This window comes from Inhella inkyongensis (assembly GCF_005952805.1).
GTDB lineage: Bacteria > Pseudomonadota > Gammaproteobacteria > Burkholderiales > Burkholderiaceae_C > Inhella > Inhella inkyongensis.
In genome coordinates this window covers 1926093-1946476 of the sequence record NZ_CP040709.1, presented here as the reverse complement: position 1 = coordinate 1946476, position 20384 = coordinate 1926093, and the positions used below count along the sequence as shown (strand labels likewise).

Below are 20384 nucleotides of genomic sequence, written 5' to 3'. Positions count from 1 at the left end.
GGTCACACCTTCTGGATCAAATTAAGAACTCGGGTCACTTCGTCAAACAGCTCGGGCCAGTCATCGCAAAGATTGCCTCCGCGGATCAAGACCTCAACCAAGATGCCGTCCCGCCACATGAAGCCTGCCCCGCCTCCGCCCTGTGATGGATTCGAGAGGTTTTTCTTGCATCGAAATATGGGGAGTTGGCCTTCGGGATCACGCCGCTCAGTGGCGACATATTCAGTAACTGGCATGCTGGAGCGCTCACCCGTGAAAGGGTGCAGGGGAAAGTACTCCACGCGATCCAGTCCAGGCCGTACGGTCTCGCGTCTGATGATTCTTTGGTCACGTTCCGCTGCTTCGATAGCGCGATAGCCGCGCAGCTCTGGCGGAATGTCGTAGGAGCGGATGTACAGCTCTATGGGCCAATCCGTTCCCAGGGGCTTAGCGGGGCCTTTGGCGCTCGGGTTTTTGCTGGGCCAATAGAACGTCATCCCTATCGTCGAGTGGTACTCCCTTGGCACCTTGAACCACCGGTTGTTCCATTTGTGGAGGCCGAATGCGTTGGGGTCCGGATTAAGGGGTGCCGGCGTGGCGCCAGGGCAGGGTCCGGGGGCGAAGCTGTCGCGGCACATCTCGCTCCTGCGCGCTGCTTCCTCTTTGAGCATGGCGTCGTGCTGCGCCTGCTCTTGCGCAGAGGGTTTGCAACCACCAAGTACGGTTAGCAGTGCCAGCGCACCGCTCCGGAAACCGCCTGGACGGACGCGGATGGGATTTCCGTCACGCGGCATAGCGCACCTCGTAGCAACGATCATTCATGAACTTGCCGGCCACCGCGTCAGACGTCCGCTGCATGTCGTCGTCCGTGACGATCTGCCCGAAGCGAAGCTGGATCTCCCGCGCGGTGTACTCACGGATGAGCGCCGACATGGAGCCGCGCGCCGCGTTGGTTTCTGCGGCACCGCGCAGCCACAAAACGGTTGAGTTGGTCGCCGCCACACCCTTGCTCACCAGCAGGTCGGCGAGCCATGTGTAAACCGGCGTGAAAGCACCGCGCGCCAGGGGGTTGGCCTGCTTGAGGGCGTTGGCTTGCGCGCGCAGGGTGGCCAGTTGGGCCAGTTCGGCATCAGAGAGAAGAATCGGCACGGTCAGACTTTCTGGATCAAATTGAGAATTCGGTTTAATTCGTCAAACAGCTCGGGCCAGTCTTCGCAGATATGGCCTTCCCGGATGAGCAGCGAGACATAGATGCCGTCACGCCAGAAGAATCCGGCGCCGCCTCCGGCTTGCTTGGGGTCGGGGCTTTGATTGCAATTAATCACCGGCGGTAGACCTTCTGGATTGCGACGATCCGTGGCGACGTAGGAAACGCTTGTGGTCTTGGCGCGCTCGCCGGTGAACGGATGCAAATCGAAGTACTCGATTCGCTCGAGGTCTGGGCGCACCATTGCGCGCCGAGTGATGCGGCCGTCGCGCTCGGCCGCCTCAATGCGGCGAAAACCACGCGGTTCGGGCGGAATGTCGTAGGAGCGGATGTGCACCTCAACGGTCCAATCCGTTTCCAGGGGCTTGGCGGGGCCTTTGGCGCCCGGGTTCTTGCTGGGCCAATACAACGTCATCCCATAGGTTGCGAAGTACTCCCGTGGCACTTTGAACCACCGGTTGTTCCACTTGTGGAGGCCGAATGCGTTGGGGTCCGGATTCAGGGGGGACGGGGTGGCGCCAGGGCAGGGTCCGGGGGCGAATCTGTCACGGCACATCTCGAGCCTACGCGCCGCTTGCTCCTTGAGCATGGCTTCGTGATGCGCTTGCTCTTGCGCAGAGGGCTTGCAACCACCAAGTACGGTTAGCAGTGCCAGCGCACCGGTCCGGAAACCGCCTGGGCAGACGCGGAAGAGATTTCCGTCACGCGGCATAGCGGACCTCGTAGCAACGATCATTCATGAACGTGTCTGCCACCGCATTCGAGGCTCGCTTCATGTTGTTGTCCGGCACGATTGGCCCGAAGCGCGGCTGGAATTCCCGGCCGGTGTACTGGCGGATGGCCGCGTCGCTGCGTATGAAGTCCACAAAATTGTTCTCGGCGCGGCTCTGCGGCTTCACGGGCGTGGCGGTGGGCCGGTCGCGCAGCTTGGGCTCGCCCGTCAGCGTCAGCCCCAGCTGCCCCGGCGTCCAGTTGCGCAGATAGACCGTGCTGTGCGCGTCCCCGGGCAGGCTGATGGCCAGGGTGGTGGCACCTTCGGACTCCAGCTTGCGGATCTCGACCCCGCCAGAATTTGGCCCAGACGCCACCCAGCACTGCTTGTCCTCATCGAAGCTCGCGCTCTTGAGAATCTGGCCGGCAAACACCAGTTCGCCCTGGCCGTCCGCGTCGTCAATCACATCCGTCCCAAAACCCGCCCCCTCAAAGCGGTAGTGGTCCTGGCCCGCGCCGCCGCGCAGCAGGTCCGCGCCGCCGCCGCCGGTGATCAGGTCATCGCCCTTGCCGGCTTCGATCAGGTCGGCGCCGTCTCCAGGCCCAGCCGCACCGGAGTCGCCCACCAGGGCGTCCGACTCATCCCCTCCCGTCAAAACATCGTTGCCGCTGCCACCTTGAAGTTGACTCTTGCCTTGAGCGCTCCCCCGCAGCACATCATTGCCGCTGCCGCCGTCCAAGTAGGCGTCGCCGGCCCCCCCCAAAACCTCCAGCACATCGTTGCCAGCTTCACCCCAGAGGTAATTGACCTCGGCGCCGCCTTCGTCGAAGACGATGTCGCTGTCGGCGCCGCCGTAGAGCTTGTCGGCACCCGTACCGCCGCTCAGGAAGTCGTTTCCGGCGTCGCCGTGGAGTTCGTCGGCGCCGGTGCCGCCGAGAAGAATGTCATGGCCGCCGCCCGCCTTCAGTTCATCACTGCCGCTGCCGCCGCGAAGCATGTCTGCACCATCGCCTGCATCCACCTTGTCGTCCCCAGCACCACCTTCAAGGTGATCCTTGGACTGGCTGCCCGTCAACTGGTCATTGCCCGCCCCACCATACAAATTCGCGCTGGTGTTCGGCGCGGGCTTCAGGGTGTTGTCTTTTTCGTCACCAAAACGCACCGTGTTGCCGACGCCTGGCACGTTCCAAATGAATCGTCCAGTCTTCACGTCCTCCAGGACTTCCGCACGAACACCTGGGATGCTCAGTTCGCCTTTCAGAATCTGGGCTAGGCTGGGCAAGGTGTCGGTGTTTTGCCGGTTTGCCTGAATGAGGGCTAACTGCATCTGTTGTCGGTCGACAAGCCACTGGTCGCTAAAGCTGCGCGCGGAATCATGGGTCTTGCTGTCCGCGAGCCATTGCTGATGGACGGCAAGCCACTTATCTTCAAGCGTGGCCTCCAGTTGCTTCTGGGCCAACGCGTCGATCCCCTCAAGGCGGAACGGGCTGGCTGTGTAGATCGATAGGAAGAAGGCGAAGTCGGTGCGCGCCTTCTGCAAAAAGGTGTCGCGGTCCGTCAATGCATGGGCAGCGTGTCTGGACTCCGTGATGCGCAATTTGCCCACCATGCCTTGCGTGGCATCCGTGAAACGGCGGACGGATTCTTCCAGCCGTGCCCTCAGGCTCTCCTGCGCCCAGCTGCCTCCCTTGAGTGCTGCTTCGCGCTCGCTGTCACTCAGCGTCTTTGCGGCGGCCGACACCATGAACAGCTGCAGGGCCGAGTCCATCAAGGCCTCGACGGTGTCGCCCTCGGCCTTGCCTTGGTCGCCGAAGGTTAAGTCGCCATCGACCTTCTCCTTGCTGGCCGCCATGAATAGCTCGGCAAAGAAATCAATGCCGACCGAATTGGCGCCTTCACGGGGCGCGAGCCGCGCCAAGGCCGACATCACCCGCAAGGAGTCCGCCAACAACACGATGCTGTGCGTGTCGCCGAAATCATTTCGGTCGTAGCCGGAAACCAGCAGTTTCACCTCCCCGCCTGCGAGCTGAATTCCGGATGCTGAGAAGGCTTCGCCGATGACATCCCCGCGCTTTAGCGGCTGGTCCTCGATGAACACCGGAACCCGCTTGCCGTGATGGATCTGCGAGTTAGCCACCATGCTCGGGTAGTTGCGCCCATACACATCGAAGAAGACCTGGCTGTTTGGGCCATCCTCTCGACGCTCGTCGATCACGAGATTGACCAAGCCCTGAACCAACCCGGTCGCGTGGGGTGCTGTGCGCTCAGCAGCCTTCAGGACGGCCAGTTGGTGATCCAGGCGGAGCGCGGCAATGTTGCTGGCCCCCTCAATGAGCGCTGGTTTGGTTTTGTTCGTGGCAGCCAGGCCCCCCATGCGTTCCGCCTCCGCAGCCACATCGCCAATGCGAAAGAGGGCCTGGGATAACAGTTCGCACTGCACCGCCGCATCCGAGCCCGTCGGTGCGGTCAGTGCCATATTGCGAAACCGCTGTCCATCCGCGCGTGCCGACGCTGCCGTCACACCGACCGAGTAATGGCTGTAGTTCTGCACGAGAAATTGGTACTCAGCCCGAACACCGGAGTCGGTGAACAAGTCCGCGTTCGCGCCCGAATCTCGACGCGCAGCAAACACCCCAACCGCATCACTCAATGTCCCGGTCTTCACCTCACCCACCCCCGCGCCATTGAAGGTGTAGCCACGCTCCACCTTGTCGGGATGCAATCGATAGAAGGCCGTGGCTAAGTGGCCGCCCAGGCTGTAGCCGGTCACGTCGACCTTGCCATCGCGAACGCTCGCGGGCAGGCTGTTCCACCAGGTCTCCATGTCGGCGATCTGGCCAAAGGCCCAACCCGTGGGGCGGATCTCCAATTCGTTGGTCGCCTTGCTGTCGCGCGCCGAGTCCTCGATGAATTCGGTGGAGCGGATGCTCATTACCAGTTTGCCCATGTACAGGTCCCGGGCGGGGTCGTAGACCTGGCACTCAAAAAGCGTGGCAGAGAATCCTGTAGCGGAGCTGGGCTGGTGAGAGATGACCTACCACTCTTTGACGAACTGCTCAGCTTGGGCCTGGGTCATCTTGCTGGAGTGCTCGTTGCCACGAGTCAGCATGCCGGGCGTCAAGTTGACGGGGTACATGCCTCCGGGGGTCGCTGCAGGATCATTGGCATTGCGGAAGAAAAATGCCTCTGCTGCGATCTGAAGCAGCACGTAGGTCTCAAGTACCTGCGGCGAGGTGGGGTTGTTGGTAGGCATGAATCAATCTCCCTGTTTTGGAATGAGTACGGTGTCAACGAAGTAGCGACTGTCGTTGCTAGTGGGTTTGAACTGCTCGTAGGGGCAGTTGCGGTCTCCCCTGCCATCAGCATGCTGCCAAGGCCACCTGCCTGTGGTGCTCACGCCGAAGCCCGGATCCCAGACGAATTTCGTGAAGGTGGCGATGGTTTCGCCAGACTGCTTGTCGATGACCTTGAGCCGGGTTCCCGCCACCCAGAGTGCGCGATCGGCCGGGGTGACGATGTCTTCGTAGTCCAACGCGTATCGCGTGCTGGACCTCTCGATTGCGGTGCAGTGGTGCTGACCGGGCACCCAATTCGGATGGTCCAACGACCAGTCCGGTCTGCACATGAAGCGCTGCCGAGCACTTGCGTCGATGTATTCGACAAAGGCATAGCCCTTCTTGATCACGAGCCCGCTTCGCTTCTTCTCCTGAGTCGGTGGCCCAAGGGAGCTGCGCTCGTTGGGCCGGTCGGGCACGAGGAACTCACTCATCAAGAACTGTTTGATGAAATCGTCTCCCTGGTTCTCCCCCGCCATCGCCGCGCCCTCGAACATCGGATCAAAGTAGCGCTTGTCCGCCCATTCGAGCTTGGGCCGCACCTTGGTCAACTCGATGCCTTCGACATCCCTCACGGTGCGATGAATCACCACGCCCGCCGTCTGGCAGCGCTCCTCGAACAGCGCCTTGGCCTTCGCATACTTCTGTTGGTAGGCCTTCTCGGCCTTGCTTTGCTCTGACTCACATCCCTGAAAACTGAAGAGCAGCAACAAGCCCAGAACTTTGCTTGTGATACGAACATCAGGCAGCACGGCCAAACCTTTCATCGTTCGCCGCGCCCTTACGCCCAACAGACGCCAGGGCGAATGAAGTTGGTGGCAGATCGTTGGCCCGCTCTCGCAGCGTCCGCTCTTCCTGTTGGATCACGACGCTTCCATTCCAGCGACCTCCGCCTTCTCGATCAACCGCCTGCCTAGGCCACCGCAAAGCCCCTGTTCGCGGCCCAGCGGGGTCATCCCCCAGCCCTCCCACTAGCTCATCCGCGCCCGCATCGCCGAACAGCCGGTCCTGGCCCTCGCCGCCCCAGAGCAGGTCATCGTCTGCGCCCCCGAACAACCCGTCGTCGCCATGGTTGCCAAACAGCGTGTCATTGCCAGAGCCGCCGTCCAGCAGGTCGCCCCCCATCGCCCCCACATCCAGCCCCACCGGATAAAAGGGCGCGACCGTGTTGCCCTGCTGATAGGGCGCGTCGCCCAGCAGCAGGTCATGCCCGGCGCCACCCAAGAGGACGTCCGCACCCAGCCCGCCCACCAGGAAGTCAGCCTCGGCGCCACCGTCCAGGCGGTCGCGTCCGTCGCCGCCCGAGATCGAGTCCAGGCCGGCCCCCCCCACCAGTTCGTCGTCGCCCCCCTCGCCGATCAAGAGGTCATCGCCGACCTCGCCGTGAAGCCTGTCGTTGTCGTTGGCCCCAAACAGCGCGTCATCGCCGCCCCCCCCAAAAAACGCCACCCCCTGCGCCTGGCTGCCCGGCGCCAGGATGTACTGGCCGTTCTCCAACTCCAGCTTGAAGGGCATCGCAGCCCCCAAGTCCAGCGGATCGGGCGCCTCGCTCTTCTTGAAGACGGCGTCGCGCGCCACCTGCTCGTTGGCGCCCAGGGTCAGCGTGACACTGAGATTGGGCACCAAGCGCGGCACCGCCTCGTTGGCATAGGACCACCACCACAGATGGGAGGGCGGCTGCGAGCCGGCCCCCAGTTCGGCCTTGAACTCAAAGTCAAAGGCGGCCAGGTTGGGGTGCGCGATGTCGATGCGCTCGCGCTCGGTCTCGCCGGGAGTGTCCGACTTCAGCACGTAGTAAGAAAACTGCGTGCGCGTGTTCTCGTCCGTGGCCAGCCACTCAGCCACCCCCGCGCCCTGACTAAAAAATATCTTGTGGCTGGATGCGGCGTACCAGCCGCCGCCGGGCGTGTACACCTTGTCCATGCTCATGTCGAACCGGTAGCCGGCCCGGATCAGATCCTTGCCCCCGCCGCCGAGCACCACGTCCTTGCCGGCCCCGGTCAGGATCAGATCGGTGCCCTCGCCCCCCTCCAGCCAGTCATCCCCGCCCCGTCCATCCAGCAAATCATTGCCAGTGCCGCCCAGCAACAGGCTTGATGCATCGCTGCCCACCAGGAGGTCGTTGCCCTGGTCGGCGTCGACCGCGTCTCCGCGCACGAAGTCCACAAAATTGTTCTCGGCGCGGCTCTGCGGCTTCACGGGCGTGGCGGTGGGCCGGTCGCGCAGCTTGGGCTCGCCCGTCAGCGTCAGCCCCAGCTGCCCCGGCGTCCAGTTGCGCAGATAGACCGTGCTTTGCACATCCCCGTCCAGGCTGATGGCCAAGGTGATCGATCCTTCGGATTCCAGCTTGCGGATCTCGACACCGCCCGAATTTGGCCCAGACGCGATCCAGCACTGCTTGTCCTCACTGAAGCTCGCGGTCTTGAGAATCTGGCCGGCAAACACCAGTTCGCCCTGGCCGTCCGCGTCGTCAATCACATCCGTCCCAAAACCCGCCCCCTCAAAGCGGTAGTGGTCCTGGCCCGCGCCGCCACGCAGCAGGTCGGAGCCGCCACCGCCGGTGATCTGATCAGCACCGCCTCCGGCTTCGATCAGGTCGGCGCCGTCCGCGCCGCCCCCAGAGTCGGCCACGCCGCCGTCGCCCACCAGGATGTCCAACCCATCCCCGCCCTGCAGCCAGTCGTTGCCCGTGCCGCCGGTCAGGGCATTGCCGCCCGCGCGGCTGCCGATCAGCACATCGTTGCCGCTGCCGCCGTCCAGGAAGTTCTTGCCCGTGCCGGCCTGGATCTCCAGCGCATCGTTGCCGGCCTCGCCCCAGAGGTAGTTGACCTCGGCGCCGCCTTCGTCGAAGAGGATGTCGTTGTCGGCGCCGCCCTTGAGGATGTCGGCGCCGGTGCCGCCAATCAGGACGTCGTTGCCAGCGTCGCCGTGGAGTTCGTCGGCGCCGCTACCGCCCGAAAGAGCGTCGTGGCCTTCGCCACCGTGGAGGATGTCGTTGCCGGCTTCGCCTTGCAGCAGGTCGCTACCAACGCCGCCCTCCAGTTCGTCGCTGCCGCTGCCGCCGCGCAGGGTGTCGTGGCCCTCGTCGCCGTAGAGCTTGTCGTTGCCACCGTTGCCCTCGATGTAGTCGCTTCCTTTGCGACCGGTGATCTTGTCCGCACCGCCGCCGCCATACAGCCGATCGTTGTCGCCTTCGCCGTGGAACTCTTCGTCCTTGGCGGTGCCGAAGACGACTTGATGGTCGTGAACACTGATACCGCTGCCGTCGATCTGCAGGGTCAGTGGGTCGCCCGCCACCAGGTGCTTACGGTCCACGAAGTCCCAGTTGCCTTCGATGGACGCGATATCCCAGTCTTCGTAGTAGGACTTGGAGCGGTCGGACAGATTCGGGCCGTCGTTGTCATCGGCCATGCCCCGGTCAAAGCGCACCTTCCACATCATCATGGCGGCGCGGTCTTTGAGGTATTCCTCGGTCATTCCGCCTTCGCCGGTGGCGGGATCGAAGAGGTCCAGGCTGCCGTCCAGGTTGTATTCGTCGTAGTTCAGCCCTTCGACGGCGAAGCCCGTGAGTTCGCGCAGGGCGTAGCGCCAGGCGATGCTGGTCTTTGCGAGCGCGACGATGTCCTCGCGCGAATAAGTCAGTTGCAGGGACTTGACCAGGAAGTCGGCGTTGAGTTGCAGCGCCTTGGCCAGCAAATCGGGCGGCGGCGTGTCGGTGACGGTCCAGCTCTGGCCAAAGAGCAGTCCTTGGAGTTTTTCTAGCGCGTCCATGCGGCCGCTGTGGTCGCGGTCTTCGAAGTACTCGCCCAGGCGCTCGGCGGCGTCGGAGCCAAAGAAGCTGCCAACTAGTGCGGCGCCGAGGACAGCTGCGCCAGCGACAGGGGCGCTGACGACTGCACCGGCTGCGCCAGCAGCTGCCAGGGCAATGGCAGCTACCGCAGAGCCAATGAGCGCGCCAACTTCTGACAGGGCCGCATCCGCAGCCCACTCGGCCATGATTTGGCTTGCTCGTCCAGTATCACCATCAAGGGCGGCTGCAGAAGCTTTCCCCGAAGCAACAAAAAGGCCTGCAAAAACCCCAAGTGCTCCAAGCTTATTAAGTGTCCTTGGCAGGCCGCTATCTGCAAATTTTTGACCAAGCGCTTTGAGCTGACTTGCCGAGTCCGCAAGTTGCGGATTATTTCGAACTTCGCCCATTATCCCGCCAATTTCTGCGGACAATGCTCGCGCCAAATCATCAATTGACTGCGCGCCAGTTTCGACAAATTTTTGAAAACCTGAATCTATTTTTGGTTTGGAGAGAATCGTTCGCAAATTCCCATTTGCGTACATGGCCTTTAAAGGGTCCTCGTACTTCTGGAATGTCGCGACATCAAGTCCATCGACAATTGTATCTTGGGACTTTTTTAGCAACGCAGGAAGCTCAGTAACTACCGCCACCGATCTCGCGTCGTATGGATTATCTCCAAAAAGCAAGCGCCACTTTGAGCCGCCAGTTTCAACAAATCTTCTGGATGCCAAATCAAAGAGTGAGTCCGAGTTGACTCGAATATGCGTCGTTGCATCCGTACCTGTCAGAGTTCTTTCAAACCGACTATTGATTCTACTCTGCCTTTCCGAAGCGGATAACGAAGCCCAGTTATCCGTACTCTTGGCGAGATCTGACTCAGTTATCTCCCACAAGCGCGCAGAAAGTTCTGGCGAGTTTAGGAATTTTGACAACGGACTGTCACCTAGGGTGGCAAACACTCGATTCCCATCTGTCCCAATGGCTTGCGACCAAAGATCTGCAACAAACCCAGCAGACGTGCCGTCACTTAGCCTACCGCTCCAGAGAAGCCAAGTTGTATTGGCTGTGACCCCAGGGATGGAAGTATCCAGCTCTTGAATTATTTTCTTGATAGCCTCAAGGTTGGCTGCTGATTTGACTTCGGCGAGTGCCGCTTGAAGACTGGACATGCTATGCCTATGACTATCGTTTAGTGCGCGTTCGAAATATTGCAGAACTCAGACATGGCCGAGTTGTAGCCGACCAAATATCGACCTCCCATTTGAAGCCCCCTGTTTAGGATGCCAATAGTCAACGTGGGTTCAGAAAAATATTCACCACTTGCAAATAGTATGCGCACCTCTGGATTCACCTTCCAGGGAACTTCAACCAATGCAAAGCAGTCATCCTTCGCCAAAAAGTACTTGGTTGGCAACAAATCCATCCCAAGGCCTTGCAGCACGCAGATAATCACTCCGCCCTCAGCGTCGACGAGGCACTTTCGTTCAGCCCTGAAAGGGTTTGCAGGACTTGGAAAATGCTCTGCGGAAACGTTATTGACCAGTAGCCGTCGAAGCGCCGACTCCTGTTCATTAGAAAGAATACTCATCTGAAAAATAGGCAAGACTTCCATGCTGTTTCCTTTTTCTAAGTTGTTTCGTGTTGGGTTTCGGGCGTCAGAGGCGCCAGGGGCAACTCTTTAATCGGCGCCAGGGTCTTTAATCTGAGCCCCCTTCGAGGGTGTTTCTGCGTGGGTCACAGGTCATCCTTTCCGGCGGAGCCCGCCTTCTTGATCAATTGACTGACTCGTCCTGCGGACAGCTTGAATTCACGCGCCAATTCCGACATCAGGAACGCAGGCGCGATGTGCAGGGTGTGAAGGCGCCTATCGAAACAAGGTGCTTCCCGCAACCCGAACACGCTGGCCATTTCTTGATTCTTGGTCACACGGTTTCCTCTTGAACGAAGTCTTTGACGGCCAGGGCTGGGCTGGGCTTCAGCCCCACTCCAGGGCCAGGCTGATGGGACGCATCCCCCGCCGTCGCCGGCGCAGTGAGCAAGCCCTCAAACACCCGCTGGCCGCGCCCCTGCGGCCAGCGTTCCTGGGCCTGCTGCAGGGCGCACGCCCGCAGGTCTTGGGCCCGCTCGGCCGGCAGGCCCAGGGCCGCGTTGACCCGCACGACCAAAGCGTGCGGGTCGAGCGGACGGACCAGCAGCCCAGACAGCTCGTCCCGAATTGCCTCCCGCACCGGTGCCACATCGCTGCCCACCACCAGGCAGCCCGTGGCCATGGCCTCCAGGCAGGACCAGCTCAGCACAAAGGGGTAGCTCAGGTAGACATGGGCGCTGCTGAGCTGCAGCACCTTTTTGTAGCCGGCATAGGGCAGCTTGCCCAGGAAGTGCGTGCGCCTGGGGTCAAGCTGATGACCCACCTCGGTCAACATCTTGTTCTTCCAGCTCTTGGCGCCCTGAGGCCGTGAGCCATAGCTCACGTCGTCGCCGCCGACGATCAGGGTGTGGGCCGTTTTGTGCTCGCGTTGAAGGGCCGGCAGCGCCCGCATGAAGGTGTGGAAGCCCCGATAGGGCTCCAGATTGCGGGCCACATAGGTGATCACCGGCTTATCGGGGTCGTTGGCCCTCAACACCTCGCCGCTGGGCGTCCTGAACAGGGCCTGCGGGTCCGGCCCCAGATGATCGGTCGCAATGCCCTCGTGCGCGACGACGATCTTGTGCTGGTACTCGCGCGGATGCTGGGCCTTTTGCCACTGGGTGGGGCTGATCCCGAGGTCGCAGTTGTGCAGATTCAGCAGATGCAGCGCATTCCAGGAGCGGATGCGGGCGTGGTCATCAAAGCGCGTTGGGAACTCGGGGTCGAAGCCCACGTCGGCATAGGGCCAGGCTGCCCGGTCCAGGCCTTGCCGGTCGCCGCCGCTGCCGCTGCCGCTGCCGCCGGGCGCGTTGTAGAACCACTCACAAAAATGCACCAGCCGCGCGTCGGGGAACACATCTTTGGCGTAGAGAGTCTCGCCCCAACCCGGGTGGGCCAGGATGGTGTCGGGCCGCCAGCCGCTGGCCTTGAGCTGCAGCAGCACACGGGCCACGGCCTGGCCATGAAGCACCGCGTCTTCCATGCGGCGCAAGTAGGGGTGCTGGGCCTTGCCCACGCCACGATGCGGCTGGTAGCGGATGAGCTTGAAGCCTGGCAGGTTCGGCAAGCCGGGCGCAGTGTCGCGCCCGATGCCGATCACATCCCAGCCGGAACGTCGCCACCACTCGGCGGCCATGTGCTTGAACTGGCCCGGGAAGTTCTGGTGAATGATGAGCAGCTTCATGATCAGCGCTCCCTTGCAGCTTCGTTGGCGCGCGTCTGCACCGGCTTGAGCAAATACTCAATCACGCGCCGCTTGCCCGTCTTCAACTCCGCGCTCAAATTCATCCCCGGGCTCAGAGCAATGCGCTGCCCCTCGACCACCAGCGCGGTCTTGTCCAGGCGCAGCGTGGCCATGAAGAGCGCGCCGCGCTTCTCGTCGTGCACTGCATCGGCACTGATGCGCGTGACTGTGGCCGGCACCGTGCCGTAGCGGGTGAAGGGGAAGGTTTCGAGCTTGACCTCGGCCGTTTGCCCCACGCGCACAAAGCCGATGTCCTTGTTTTCGAGCGCCACCTCGGCGGTCACTTCGGCGTCTTGGGGGACGAGCACCAGCAGCACCTGGGCCGGGGTGACGACGCCGCCGGCGGTGTGCACGGCCAGTTGTTGCACGACGCCGGCCACAGGCGCCCGTAGCTGAGTGAGCTGCTGGCGCAGCTGGGCCTTGCTGCCTTCTTCGCTGAGCTGGCCGGTCTTCAGGAGGCCCGTGGCTTGGCGTTCGTGCAGGGTTTTGAGCAGTTCGGCGCGGTAGGCCTGGGCATTGCTATGCGCCTCGCGCACGCTGGCCTGGGCTTCGAGTTGGCGGGCGCGGGCGGTAGCGAGGTCGCGCTCCAGTTCGATGCGCTCGCGCTGGCGGTCTTGGGTGGCGTGGCCGCCAATGAAGCCTTGGGTGGAGAGTGACTGGTAGTCGCGCTCGCGCTCGCGGGCCAGCGGCAGGGTGGTGCTGAGCTTGGCCACCACCTGTTCGGCGGTGGCCAGCTCGGCCTGGCGGCGCTGGGCCTCGGCCTGCAGCTTGCTGAGCTTGGCTTGGACGTCGGCCCACTCGGACTGCAGTTGGTGCTGCGCGCTGGCCAGCGCCTCGGCCTTGAGCTCCGTGCCCTTGAGCTGCGGTTGGCCGCCTTGGTTCAGGGCCTGCAGCAGGGCCTGGCTGCGCAGGGCCTCGCTGCGGGCAGCGTCCAGCTCTTGCGCCACGCGGCTGGCATCGGCCCCCTGGGCGGTCGCGTCCAGTTCGATCAACAGTTGCCCGGCCCGCACCACGTCACCGTCCTTCACATGGATGGCCTTGACCACACTGGTTTCCAGCGGCTGCAGGGTCTTGCTGCGCTGGCTCACTACCACCTGGCCCTGGGCCACGGCGACGATGTCGAGCTGGCCGACGAGGGCCCAGACCAGGGCGATCAGAAAGAGCGCGCAGATCGTCAGCATGGCGCGGCGCGGGGCCGGATGCGGCGGGGTTTCCTGCAGGGCCAGGGCGGCGGGCAGGAAGGCTTGTTCGTCGGCCAAGCGCTTGGGGCCGGCGAGTTCGTGGCGCTGGGCCCAGGCGGCTTGGAAGATGGCTGCGTATTTGCGCAGGAGGTCCAGCGCCGGGTGGGCTGGGGGGATGGGGTTCACTTGCGTTTTCATTTCAGTTCGTATTGCGGGAGAGCCCGTGGGGTCTTCAACCCCACACCCCGACCCCTTTCTCTTTGCGTCGCCAAAGAGAAAGGGGGAAAGAGAAAGGCGACCCCCGATGCCGGCGCCGCTCGCCTGCGGCGAGCGGTTCCCTGCGGTGCTCGGATTGCAGACCCCGGCGCGGAACGCACTCCGTTCGCTGCGCTCACTGCGTTTGGACGGCCGCGCCGAGTCAGTTCACGTGGCGCGCCGCGCGCGCGGGTCTGCACTCCTGTGCTCCTCGGCTTGGCATAGGGAGCCCCAAAACAGTCGAACAGCCCGGACTTCAATCAGCCGCTCCGTTTCGCGGGGTCCCCTATGCGCTGCCGAGAAGCACAGCGAGTCAGAGCGCGCGCGCAGCGCGCATCCCCAACTGACTCGGCGCGGCCGTTCAAGCGAAGCGAGCTTGCGAGCGCAGCGCGTTCCGCGCTGGCTCTGGCTCGCGAGCATCGCAGGGGACCCCTTGGCGAAGCCAAGGGGCTGCGCATCGGGGTCGCCCTTCTTTGCCTACTTTCTTCGGCGAAGCGAAGAAAGTAGGTCGCCGGCCCGGGCGAATTCCGGGCGGGCTGGGAGAAAGACACAAGGCGCGTCATGACGAAGACCCTTCGTCCAGCCCCTGCGACTGCACCCGCCACAAATGCGCATACACCCCACCCGGCCGGGACAGCAGTTCCTCATGCGAGCCCATCTCCACAATCCGCCCGCGCTCCATCGCGATGATGCGGTTGGCCTGCCGCACCGCACTGAGCCGATGCGCAATGATGAACACCGTGCGCCCCTGGCAGATGCGGCGCATATTGCGCTGGATGATGGCCTCGCTCTCGTAGTCCAGCGCGCTGGTGGCCTCGTCAAAGATCAGGATGCGCGGGTTGGCAAACAGCGCGCGGGCAATGGCGATGCGCTGGCGCTGGCCGCCGCTCAGCGCGCTGCCCTGCTCACCCACCACGGTGTCATAGCCCTCGGCCAGCTCGCCAATGAACTCATGCGCACCGGCTTGCTTGGCGGCCTCGATCACGGCGTCGAGGGGCGCGCCGGGGTCGGCAATGGCGATGTTCTCGCGCACGCTGCGGTTGAACAGCATGTTCTCCTGCAGCACCACGCCCACTTGCCGGCGCAGCTGGGCGGCGTCGATGAGCGCAATGTCCTGGCCGTCCACGCGGATGTGGCCGCTTTCTGGCACATAGAGGCGTTGGATCAGCTTGGTCAAGGTGCTCTTGCCCGAGCCCGAGCGGCCGACGATGCCGATCACCTCGCCGGGCTGCACGTCCAGGCTCACGCCCTGCAAGACCGGCGCCGCATCGGGCCGATACCGAAAGCTCACACCATCAAGCGTCACGCGGCCCTGCACACGGGGCAAGGGGCTCGCACTCTTGGCGGGCAGCTCGCTGCGCGTGTTCAGGATGTCGCCCAGCCGCGCCATCGAGATGCCGGTCTGCTGGAAGTCTGTCCACATCTGCGCAATGCGCATGATGGGCTGGGCCACCCGGCCGGCAAACATATTGAAAGCCACGAACTGGCCCACGGTGAGCTGGCCGTCCATCACTAGATGCGCACCAAACCACAGCGTGGCGGCATTGATCAGCTTGCCAATCAGATTGATGCCCTCGTGCCCGTAAGAGGCCAGGGTCGAGGTCTTGAAGCTGGCCGCCACATAGGCGGCGAGCTGGCTCTCCCAGCGCCTGGCCATCTGGGGTTCAAGCGCGCTGGCCTTCACGGTCTGGATGCCGGTGACCGTCTCCACCAAGAGCGACTGGTTCTCGGCGCCGCGCGCGAACTTCTCGTCCAGGCGCGCGCGCAGCACCGGCACGACAAGCAAACTGATGCCCACATAAAGCGGCAGCGACACGAGCACGATCAGCGTGAGCTGTGCGCTGTAGGCAAACATCACCGCAATGAAGACCACCGAGAACAGCAGGTCCAGCACCAGGGTCAGGGCGTTGCCGGTCAGGAACTGGCGGATGTTCTCCAGCTCGCGCACGCGGGCAATCGAATCGCCCACCCGGCGCGCCTGAAAGTAGGCCAGCGGCAGCGCCAACAAGTGCCGGAACAACTGTGCGCCGAGCTCCACATCGATGCGGCTGGTGGTGTGGCTGAACACATAGGTGCGCAGCAGGTTCAGCACGCTCTCGAACAGCACCACCACCACCAAGCCCACAACCAATACATCCAGGGTGCTGGTGCCCCGATGCACCAACACCTTGTCCATCACCACCTGGAAGAACAGCGGCGAGACCAGGGCGAAGAGCTGCAGGAACAGCGATACCAAGAGCGCCTCGCCAAACAGGCGGCGGTACTTCACCAGGGCCGGCACGAACCAGGAGAAATCGAACTTGCGCAGCTCGCCCGCCAGGGTGGCGCGGCTGGTGGCCAAGAGCAGCAGGCCGCTCCATTGTGTAGCGAACACATCAAGCGGCTCGATGGTGGGCCTCGCCTCGCCAGCGGCGGGATCCATGAAGAGCACGCGCTGCCCATCGCACTGCGCCAGCACCACCCAGCGCCCATCGTTCAACCGTGCCAGCGCAGGCAGCGGCGTGAGCGGCAGGCGCTCGACCGAGCTGCGACTGATCTTGGCCTTCAGCCCAAGATGCTTGGCGGCCAGCAGCAGCTCGGGCTCACCCACCGCATCCGAAGGCGCAAGGCCCAGCGCATGCGCCAAGGCCTCGGGCTCGGCCGCGACCTGGTGCAGGCGGGCCAGAACGCAGAAGGCTTGCATCGGGCGGGCGGGCTCAGCGGAATCTGAGGCGGTCGAGGAACATTCGACCGCAGGCGGTCCGAGCAAAGGCTGAAACATGTCGGTAGCACGAAGCGGTCTCGATACGCAGGCGCGTGACCGTCTCTTCTTTTGGGCTGGGCGAGAAAGGCGCGGACTCTGCCTGGGTGTGCTGCGCTTGCCCATCCCCCTTTGTGGGGAGACGGACAGAAAGACAACGTAAGCCAAATGGCGGCTAAAGAGCGGCTAAAGAGCGGCCAAAGGGCGGCTAAAGGCCAGCTAAAGCATCGATAAAGACGCCCCAGCGCCGGAGCGACCACCGATCAGCGCTCGCGCAACGCCTCCCGGCTCTTCAGCATGGGCCGCACCAGATAGCTCAGCACCGAGCGTTCGCCGGTGCGGATGTCGACCTGGGCCGCCATGCCGGGGATGAGCGGCAGGGTCTTGCCCTGGCTCTTCTTGAGCGTGTTGCGCTCGCTCACCACCAGGACCTTGTAGTACATGTTGTCGGCGCCCTTCTCGGGCTCACCCACGGCATCCGGGCTGATGTAGTCCACCCTGCCCTTGAGGCCACCAAATACATTGAAGTCATAGCCCGAGAGCTTGACCTCGGCCTTCTGGCCGATTGACACAAAGCCGATATCGCGCGGTTTGATGCGCGCCTCGACGATCACGCGCCCGCCCATGGGCGCAATCTCCATGATGGGTGCGCCACTGCTGACCACGCCGCCCACGGTGCTGATCTTGATGGCCTTGACCACCCCGTCCACCGGGCTGGTGAGCACGGTGCGCTTGAGTTGGTCCTGTCGCACCACCAGTTGCTCGTCCAGCATGGCCAGGTCGTTCTGCACCTTCACGAGCTCGCCGCTGGCGTCCTGGCGGAAACGGTTCAGCCGCTCCTGGCGCTGCTGCTGCAACTCGCTGACCTGGCGGCTCAGGCGCATCACCTCCACATTGCTCATCAGGCCTTGGGCCGCCATCTGGCGCGCCATGGTGAGCTCGCGCTGCACCAGTCCAACGCTGTTGGAGATCCCGGCCAGGGTCTCGTCCAGCAGGCGCCGGCGCGAGGCATAGGCTTCATGCTCGCTCGCCACCAAGGTCTTGGCCGTTTGCAGCTCGGGCGGGAAGACCAGCTCACTGCCATTGGCCTCGGCGCGCAGCCGCGTGGCCGTGGCCAGCAAGGCCAAGCGGCGGATCTGGCCTTCGTTCTGGGCCGCCTCCACCCGGGTTGGGTCCAGGCGCACCAACTCCTGCCCCTCCTCCACCAACTCGCCCTCGCGCACCAGCAGTTCGCCCAGGATGCCCGGCTCCAGCGAGGCAATGACCTGCTCGCGGCCATCCGGCACCAGGCGCCCATCGGCGCGCGCCACCTCGTCCACCTCGGCAACCGCCGCCCAGGCAATGAAGCACACCACCAGGGCCAGCAGCAGATAGAGCACCCAGGTCGCGCGCGGCAGTGCCTCGTCCACTTGGGCCGCCGCCAAGGGGCTCAGGAACTGGGCCTCACCCTGTCCCAATGAACTCATAGCGTGGAAGAGCGCGCGACGGGCTGCGCGGTCGGGTGGATGCGAACCTTGGGCGGCTCGGCCTGCGAGTCCGCCGGACGTGCGCCCGAGAGTGCGGCCAGCACAGCGTCACGCGGCCCATCCATCACCACCCGGCCGCCGTCCACCACCACGATGCGCTGCACCAGCTCCAGCACCGCCGGGCGGTGTGTCACCACCACCAAGGTGCCCTGGTTGTGGCTCATGGCTTCCTTGAGCTGGCGCAGGAACTGGATTTCACTCTGCGCGTCCATGCTGCTGGTGGGCTCGTCCATCAACAAAATCTGCGGCCGGTGCACCAAGGCGCGGGCCAGGGCCACCAGCTGGCGCTGACCGCCCGAGAGCAGCCCCCCCATTTCGCCCACACCCAAGTCCCAGCCCTGCGGGTGGCCGGCGATCACGCGATCCAGGCCAGTCAAGCGCGCCACCTCGACCAATCGACTGGCGTCGATGTCTCCACGGCCCATGCTGACGTTGTCACGCAAGCTGCCGTTGAAGAGCCGCGGCTCCTGGCCCACAAAACCCATGCGGGCACGGAACTCGGCCGGGTCGATCTGGCGCAGATCGATGCCATCGAACTCCACCGCCCCTTCACTGGGCTGATAGAGCCCGGCCAGCAGCCGCAGGATGGTGCTCTTGCCCGAGCCGATGCGCCCCAGCACGGCCACACGCTCACCCGGCTCGAACCTCAGGCCGACCGCCTTGAGCACCTTGGGGGCATTGCCCTCCACGCCGGCCGGCAACGGGTAGGCAAAGCCCACATCATTGAGCGCGAGCCGACCCTGCGCGTTCTTGATACTCACATAGGCCCGCGCCGCCTCGCGCTCCTGGGGCTTGGCCATCATCTTGTCGATGGCCTGCATGCAGGCACGCGCACCTTGGTAACGCGTGGTCAATGCCACCAAGCTGGAGAGCGGAGCCAGCGCCCGGCTGGCAAACATCACCGCCCCCACCAACGCGCCAGCCGTCACCTCACCATCCTTGATCAGATAGACCCCCCAGACCAGCATGATCAGCGTGATGAGCTGCTGGGCTGTCATGGTGAGGTTGTTGGACCAGGACATCAGCGTGCGCGAACGCAGGCCCGCCTCGGCCGCCACTGCCGTGCTGGTCTCGTAGCGGCGGATGAAGCGGCCCTGTGCACCCGAGGTCTTCAAATCCTCCAGGCCTTCCACGGCTTCCACCAAGGTGCCCTGCAGATCGGCGGTTTCCTGCTGCAAGGCGGCCTGAGTGCGGCGCAAATGGCGCTGGATCAGGAAGGTCAGCCCCATCAGCAAAGGCACGGCAAAAGCCAGCACCCAACCCAAGGGCCCGGCGATCAGGAAGGTCATGCCGATGAAGAGCAGCACAAAGGGCAGATCGGTGAGCACCGCCAGGCTGGCCGAGGCAAAGAAGTCGCGCACCGTCTCGATCTGGCCCAAGTGGTAGCCATAGGCCCCAGCGGACTCGGGCTTGTGCTCCATGCGCACGCCCAGGGTCTGGCGGAACAGCTTGGAGCCGATGATCAGATCGGCCTTGCGTCCGGCAAGGTCGATGAGATGGCTGCGCAACTGGCGTGCGAACAGGTCAAACGCCAGCGCGATGAAGGCACCCACAGCCAGGGTCCACAACGTGGTGGTGGCCTGGTGCGGCAGCACCTTGTCAAAAATCACCGAGGTCACCAGGCCGATGACCAAGAGCAGCACGTTGGAGAGCAGCGCCGCCAGCATGGCCGAGCGGTAGTAAGGCGTGAAGCGCTTGAGGGTGCCCCAGAGCCAATGCTCGTCGGCACCGGCCAGCAAGGAGTCGGCACGCGCCTCGCTGGCAGCGTCCAGCCGAGGGGTGAGCACCAACACAAAACCGCTGAAGGCCTCGTTCAGTTCCTCCACACCGGCAGCAACCGGCTGGCCATCGCCATCGGGGAACACCACCTCGAAGCGGCCGCCGCCCTCCTCATCCATGCGTCGCACCAGCACGCAGGCGTCGGCGTCCTTCAGCAGCAGAACGGCGGGCAGCAACAACGGGTTGATGTCGGCAATGCGCTTGGGCAGCAGCGCGGCGTTGTAGCCGGCCTGGCGCATCACGCGCAGGGCCTGATCGGGGCTGATGCGCCCTTCCACATGCTCCTCGGCTCGCAGGCTCTCGGGCGAGCGTGGCTTGCCGTGGTGGCCAGTGAGCCAGCTCAGGCACTGCAGCAGCGCGTCGCCCACCGGGGCGCTGGCGCCTGCCGGCGGTGCGGCCGGCTCGTCAACCGGCGGCGGGGTGAAGGCCGGGGCCACCTGCAAAGGCGAGCGGCGCGGGCTGGCGCCGCGCGGCTCGTCAAAGAAGGGGTCCGGGGACTTGGCCATAAA

General features: G+C 63.8%; 14 protein-coding genes. All 14 read right to left on the bottom strand.

Features of this window, described 5'->3' with window-relative positions; genetic code table 11:
- Positions 1-2 precede the first annotated feature (2 nt).
- On the bottom strand, positions 3-650 hold the full coding sequence (locus FF090_RS09365; protein ID WP_138856470.1) for a hypothetical protein: 648 nt from the start codon (positions 648-650) through the stop codon (positions 3-5).
- A 112-nt stretch (positions 651-762) separates the two neighbouring features.
- Positions 763-1128, bottom strand: coding sequence for a hypothetical protein (locus FF090_RS09360; protein ID WP_138856469.1), 366 nt, complete (start codon positions 1126-1128; stop codon positions 763-765).
- Between the two features lie 2 nt (positions 1129-1130).
- Positions 1131-1775 (bottom strand): hypothetical protein, encoded by a 645-nt coding sequence (locus tag FF090_RS09355; RefSeq protein ID WP_175423599.1) that lies wholly within the window; start codon positions 1773-1775, stop codon positions 1131-1133.
- Positions 1776-1887: 112 nt separating this feature from the next.
- Complete coding sequence (locus FF090_RS09350; RefSeq protein ID WP_138856467.1) at positions 1888-4845, bottom strand: alpha/beta hydrolase family protein; 2958 nt, start codon at positions 4843-4845, stop codon at positions 1888-1890.
- 87 nt (positions 4846-4932) lie between these two features.
- The gene (locus FF090_RS09345) at positions 4933-5151 is read right to left on the bottom strand and encodes a hypothetical protein (protein ID WP_138856466.1); all 219 of its coding nucleotides are present in this window, start codon (positions 5149-5151) and stop codon (positions 4933-4935) included.
- A 3-nt stretch (positions 5152-5154) separates the two neighbouring features.
- A complete protein-coding gene (locus tag FF090_RS09340) occupies positions 5155-5985 on the bottom strand; it encodes a hypothetical protein (RefSeq protein WP_175423598.1) in 831 nt (276 codons plus the stop codon).
- Positions 5975-9229 (bottom strand): calcium-binding protein, encoded by a 3255-nt coding sequence (locus FF090_RS19750; RefSeq protein ID WP_138856464.1) that lies wholly within the window; start codon positions 9227-9229, stop codon positions 5975-5977. Before FF090_RS19750 ends, FF090_RS09340 begins: the two co-directional genes overlap by 11 nt.
- Before the next feature lie 983 nt (positions 9230-10212).
- Complete coding sequence (locus FF090_RS09330; RefSeq protein ID WP_138856463.1) at positions 10213-10635, bottom strand: hypothetical protein; 423 nt, start codon at positions 10633-10635, stop codon at positions 10213-10215.
- Positions 10636-10757: 122 nt separating this feature from the next.
- Complete coding sequence (locus tag FF090_RS09325) at positions 10758-10949, bottom strand: MarR family transcriptional regulator (protein ID WP_138856462.1); 192 nt, start codon at positions 10947-10949, stop codon at positions 10758-10760.
- Positions 10946-12334: a glycosyltransferase family 4 protein gene (locus FF090_RS09320; RefSeq protein WP_138856461.1), complete on the bottom strand. Its 1389-nt coding sequence runs from the start codon at positions 12332-12334 to the stop codon at positions 10946-10948. The genes FF090_RS09325 and FF090_RS09320 overlap by 4 nt, the downstream gene beginning before the upstream one ends.
- Before the next feature lie 2 nt (positions 12335-12336).
- Positions 12337-13773 carry an HlyD family type I secretion periplasmic adaptor subunit gene (locus FF090_RS09315; RefSeq protein WP_138856460.1) on the bottom strand — a complete coding sequence of 479 codons (1437 nt, stop codon included), beginning with the start codon at positions 13771-13773 and terminating at the stop codon, positions 12337-12339.
- Positions 13774-14389: 616 nt separating this feature from the next.
- Complete coding sequence (locus FF090_RS09310; protein ID WP_175423596.1) at positions 14390-16513, bottom strand: type I secretion system permease/ATPase; 2124 nt, start codon at positions 16511-16513, stop codon at positions 14390-14392.
- Between the two features lie 320 nt (positions 16514-16833).
- Positions 16834-18036 carry an HlyD family type I secretion periplasmic adaptor subunit gene (locus FF090_RS09305; RefSeq protein WP_138856458.1) on the bottom strand — a complete coding sequence of 401 codons (1203 nt, stop codon included), beginning with the start codon at positions 18034-18036 and terminating at the stop codon, positions 16834-16836.
- A complete protein-coding gene (locus FF090_RS09300) occupies positions 18033-20381 on the bottom strand; it encodes a type I secretion system permease/ATPase (RefSeq protein WP_138856457.1) in 2349 nt (782 codons plus the stop codon). The genes FF090_RS09305 and FF090_RS09300 overlap by 4 nt, the downstream gene beginning before the upstream one ends.
- Positions 20382-20384 lie beyond the last annotated feature (3 nt).

Bases quoted from the DNA above. Each gene is read 5' to 3' on its own strand.
- FF090_RS09330 (WP_138856463.1), bottom strand. From the start codon at position 10,635: ATGGAAGTCTTGCCTATTTTTCAGATGAGTATTCTTTCTAATGAACAG.
- FF090_RS09300 (WP_138856457.1), bottom strand. From the start codon at position 20,381: ATGGCCAAGTCCCCGGACCCCTTCTTTGACGAGCCGCGCGGCGCCAGC.
- FF090_RS09350 (WP_138856467.1), bottom strand. From the start codon at position 4,845: ATGGGCAAACTGGTAATGAGCATCCGCTCCACCGAATTCATCGAGGAC.
- FF090_RS09345 (WP_138856466.1), bottom strand. From the start codon at position 5,151: ATGCCTACCAACAACCCCACCTCGCCGCAGGTACTTGAGACCTACGTG.
- FF090_RS09305 (WP_138856458.1), bottom strand. From the start codon at position 18,036: ATGAGTTCATTGGGACAGGGTGAGGCCCAGTTCCTGAGCCCCTTGGCG.
- FF090_RS09315 (WP_138856460.1), bottom strand. From the start codon at position 13,773: ATGAAAACGCAAGTGAACCCCATCCCCCCAGCCCACCCGGCGCTGGAC.
- FF090_RS19750 (WP_138856464.1), bottom strand. From the start codon at position 9,229: ATGGCCGAGTGGGCTGCGGATGCGGCCCTGTCAGAAGTTGGCGCGCTC.
- FF090_RS09310 (WP_175423596.1), bottom strand. From the start codon at position 16,513: ATGCAAGCCTTCTGCGTTCTGGCCCGCCTGCACCAGGTCGCGGCCGAG.
- FF090_RS09320 (WP_138856461.1), bottom strand. From the start codon at position 12,334: ATGAAGCTGCTCATCATTCACCAGAACTTCCCGGGCCAGTTCAAGCAC.
- FF090_RS09355 (WP_175423599.1), bottom strand. From the start codon at position 1,775: ATGCTCAAGGAGCAAGCGGCGCGTAGGCTCGAGATGTGCCGTGACAGA.
- FF090_RS09365 (WP_138856470.1), bottom strand. From the start codon at position 650: ATGCTCAAAGAGGAAGCAGCGCGCAGGAGCGAGATGTGCCGCGACAGC.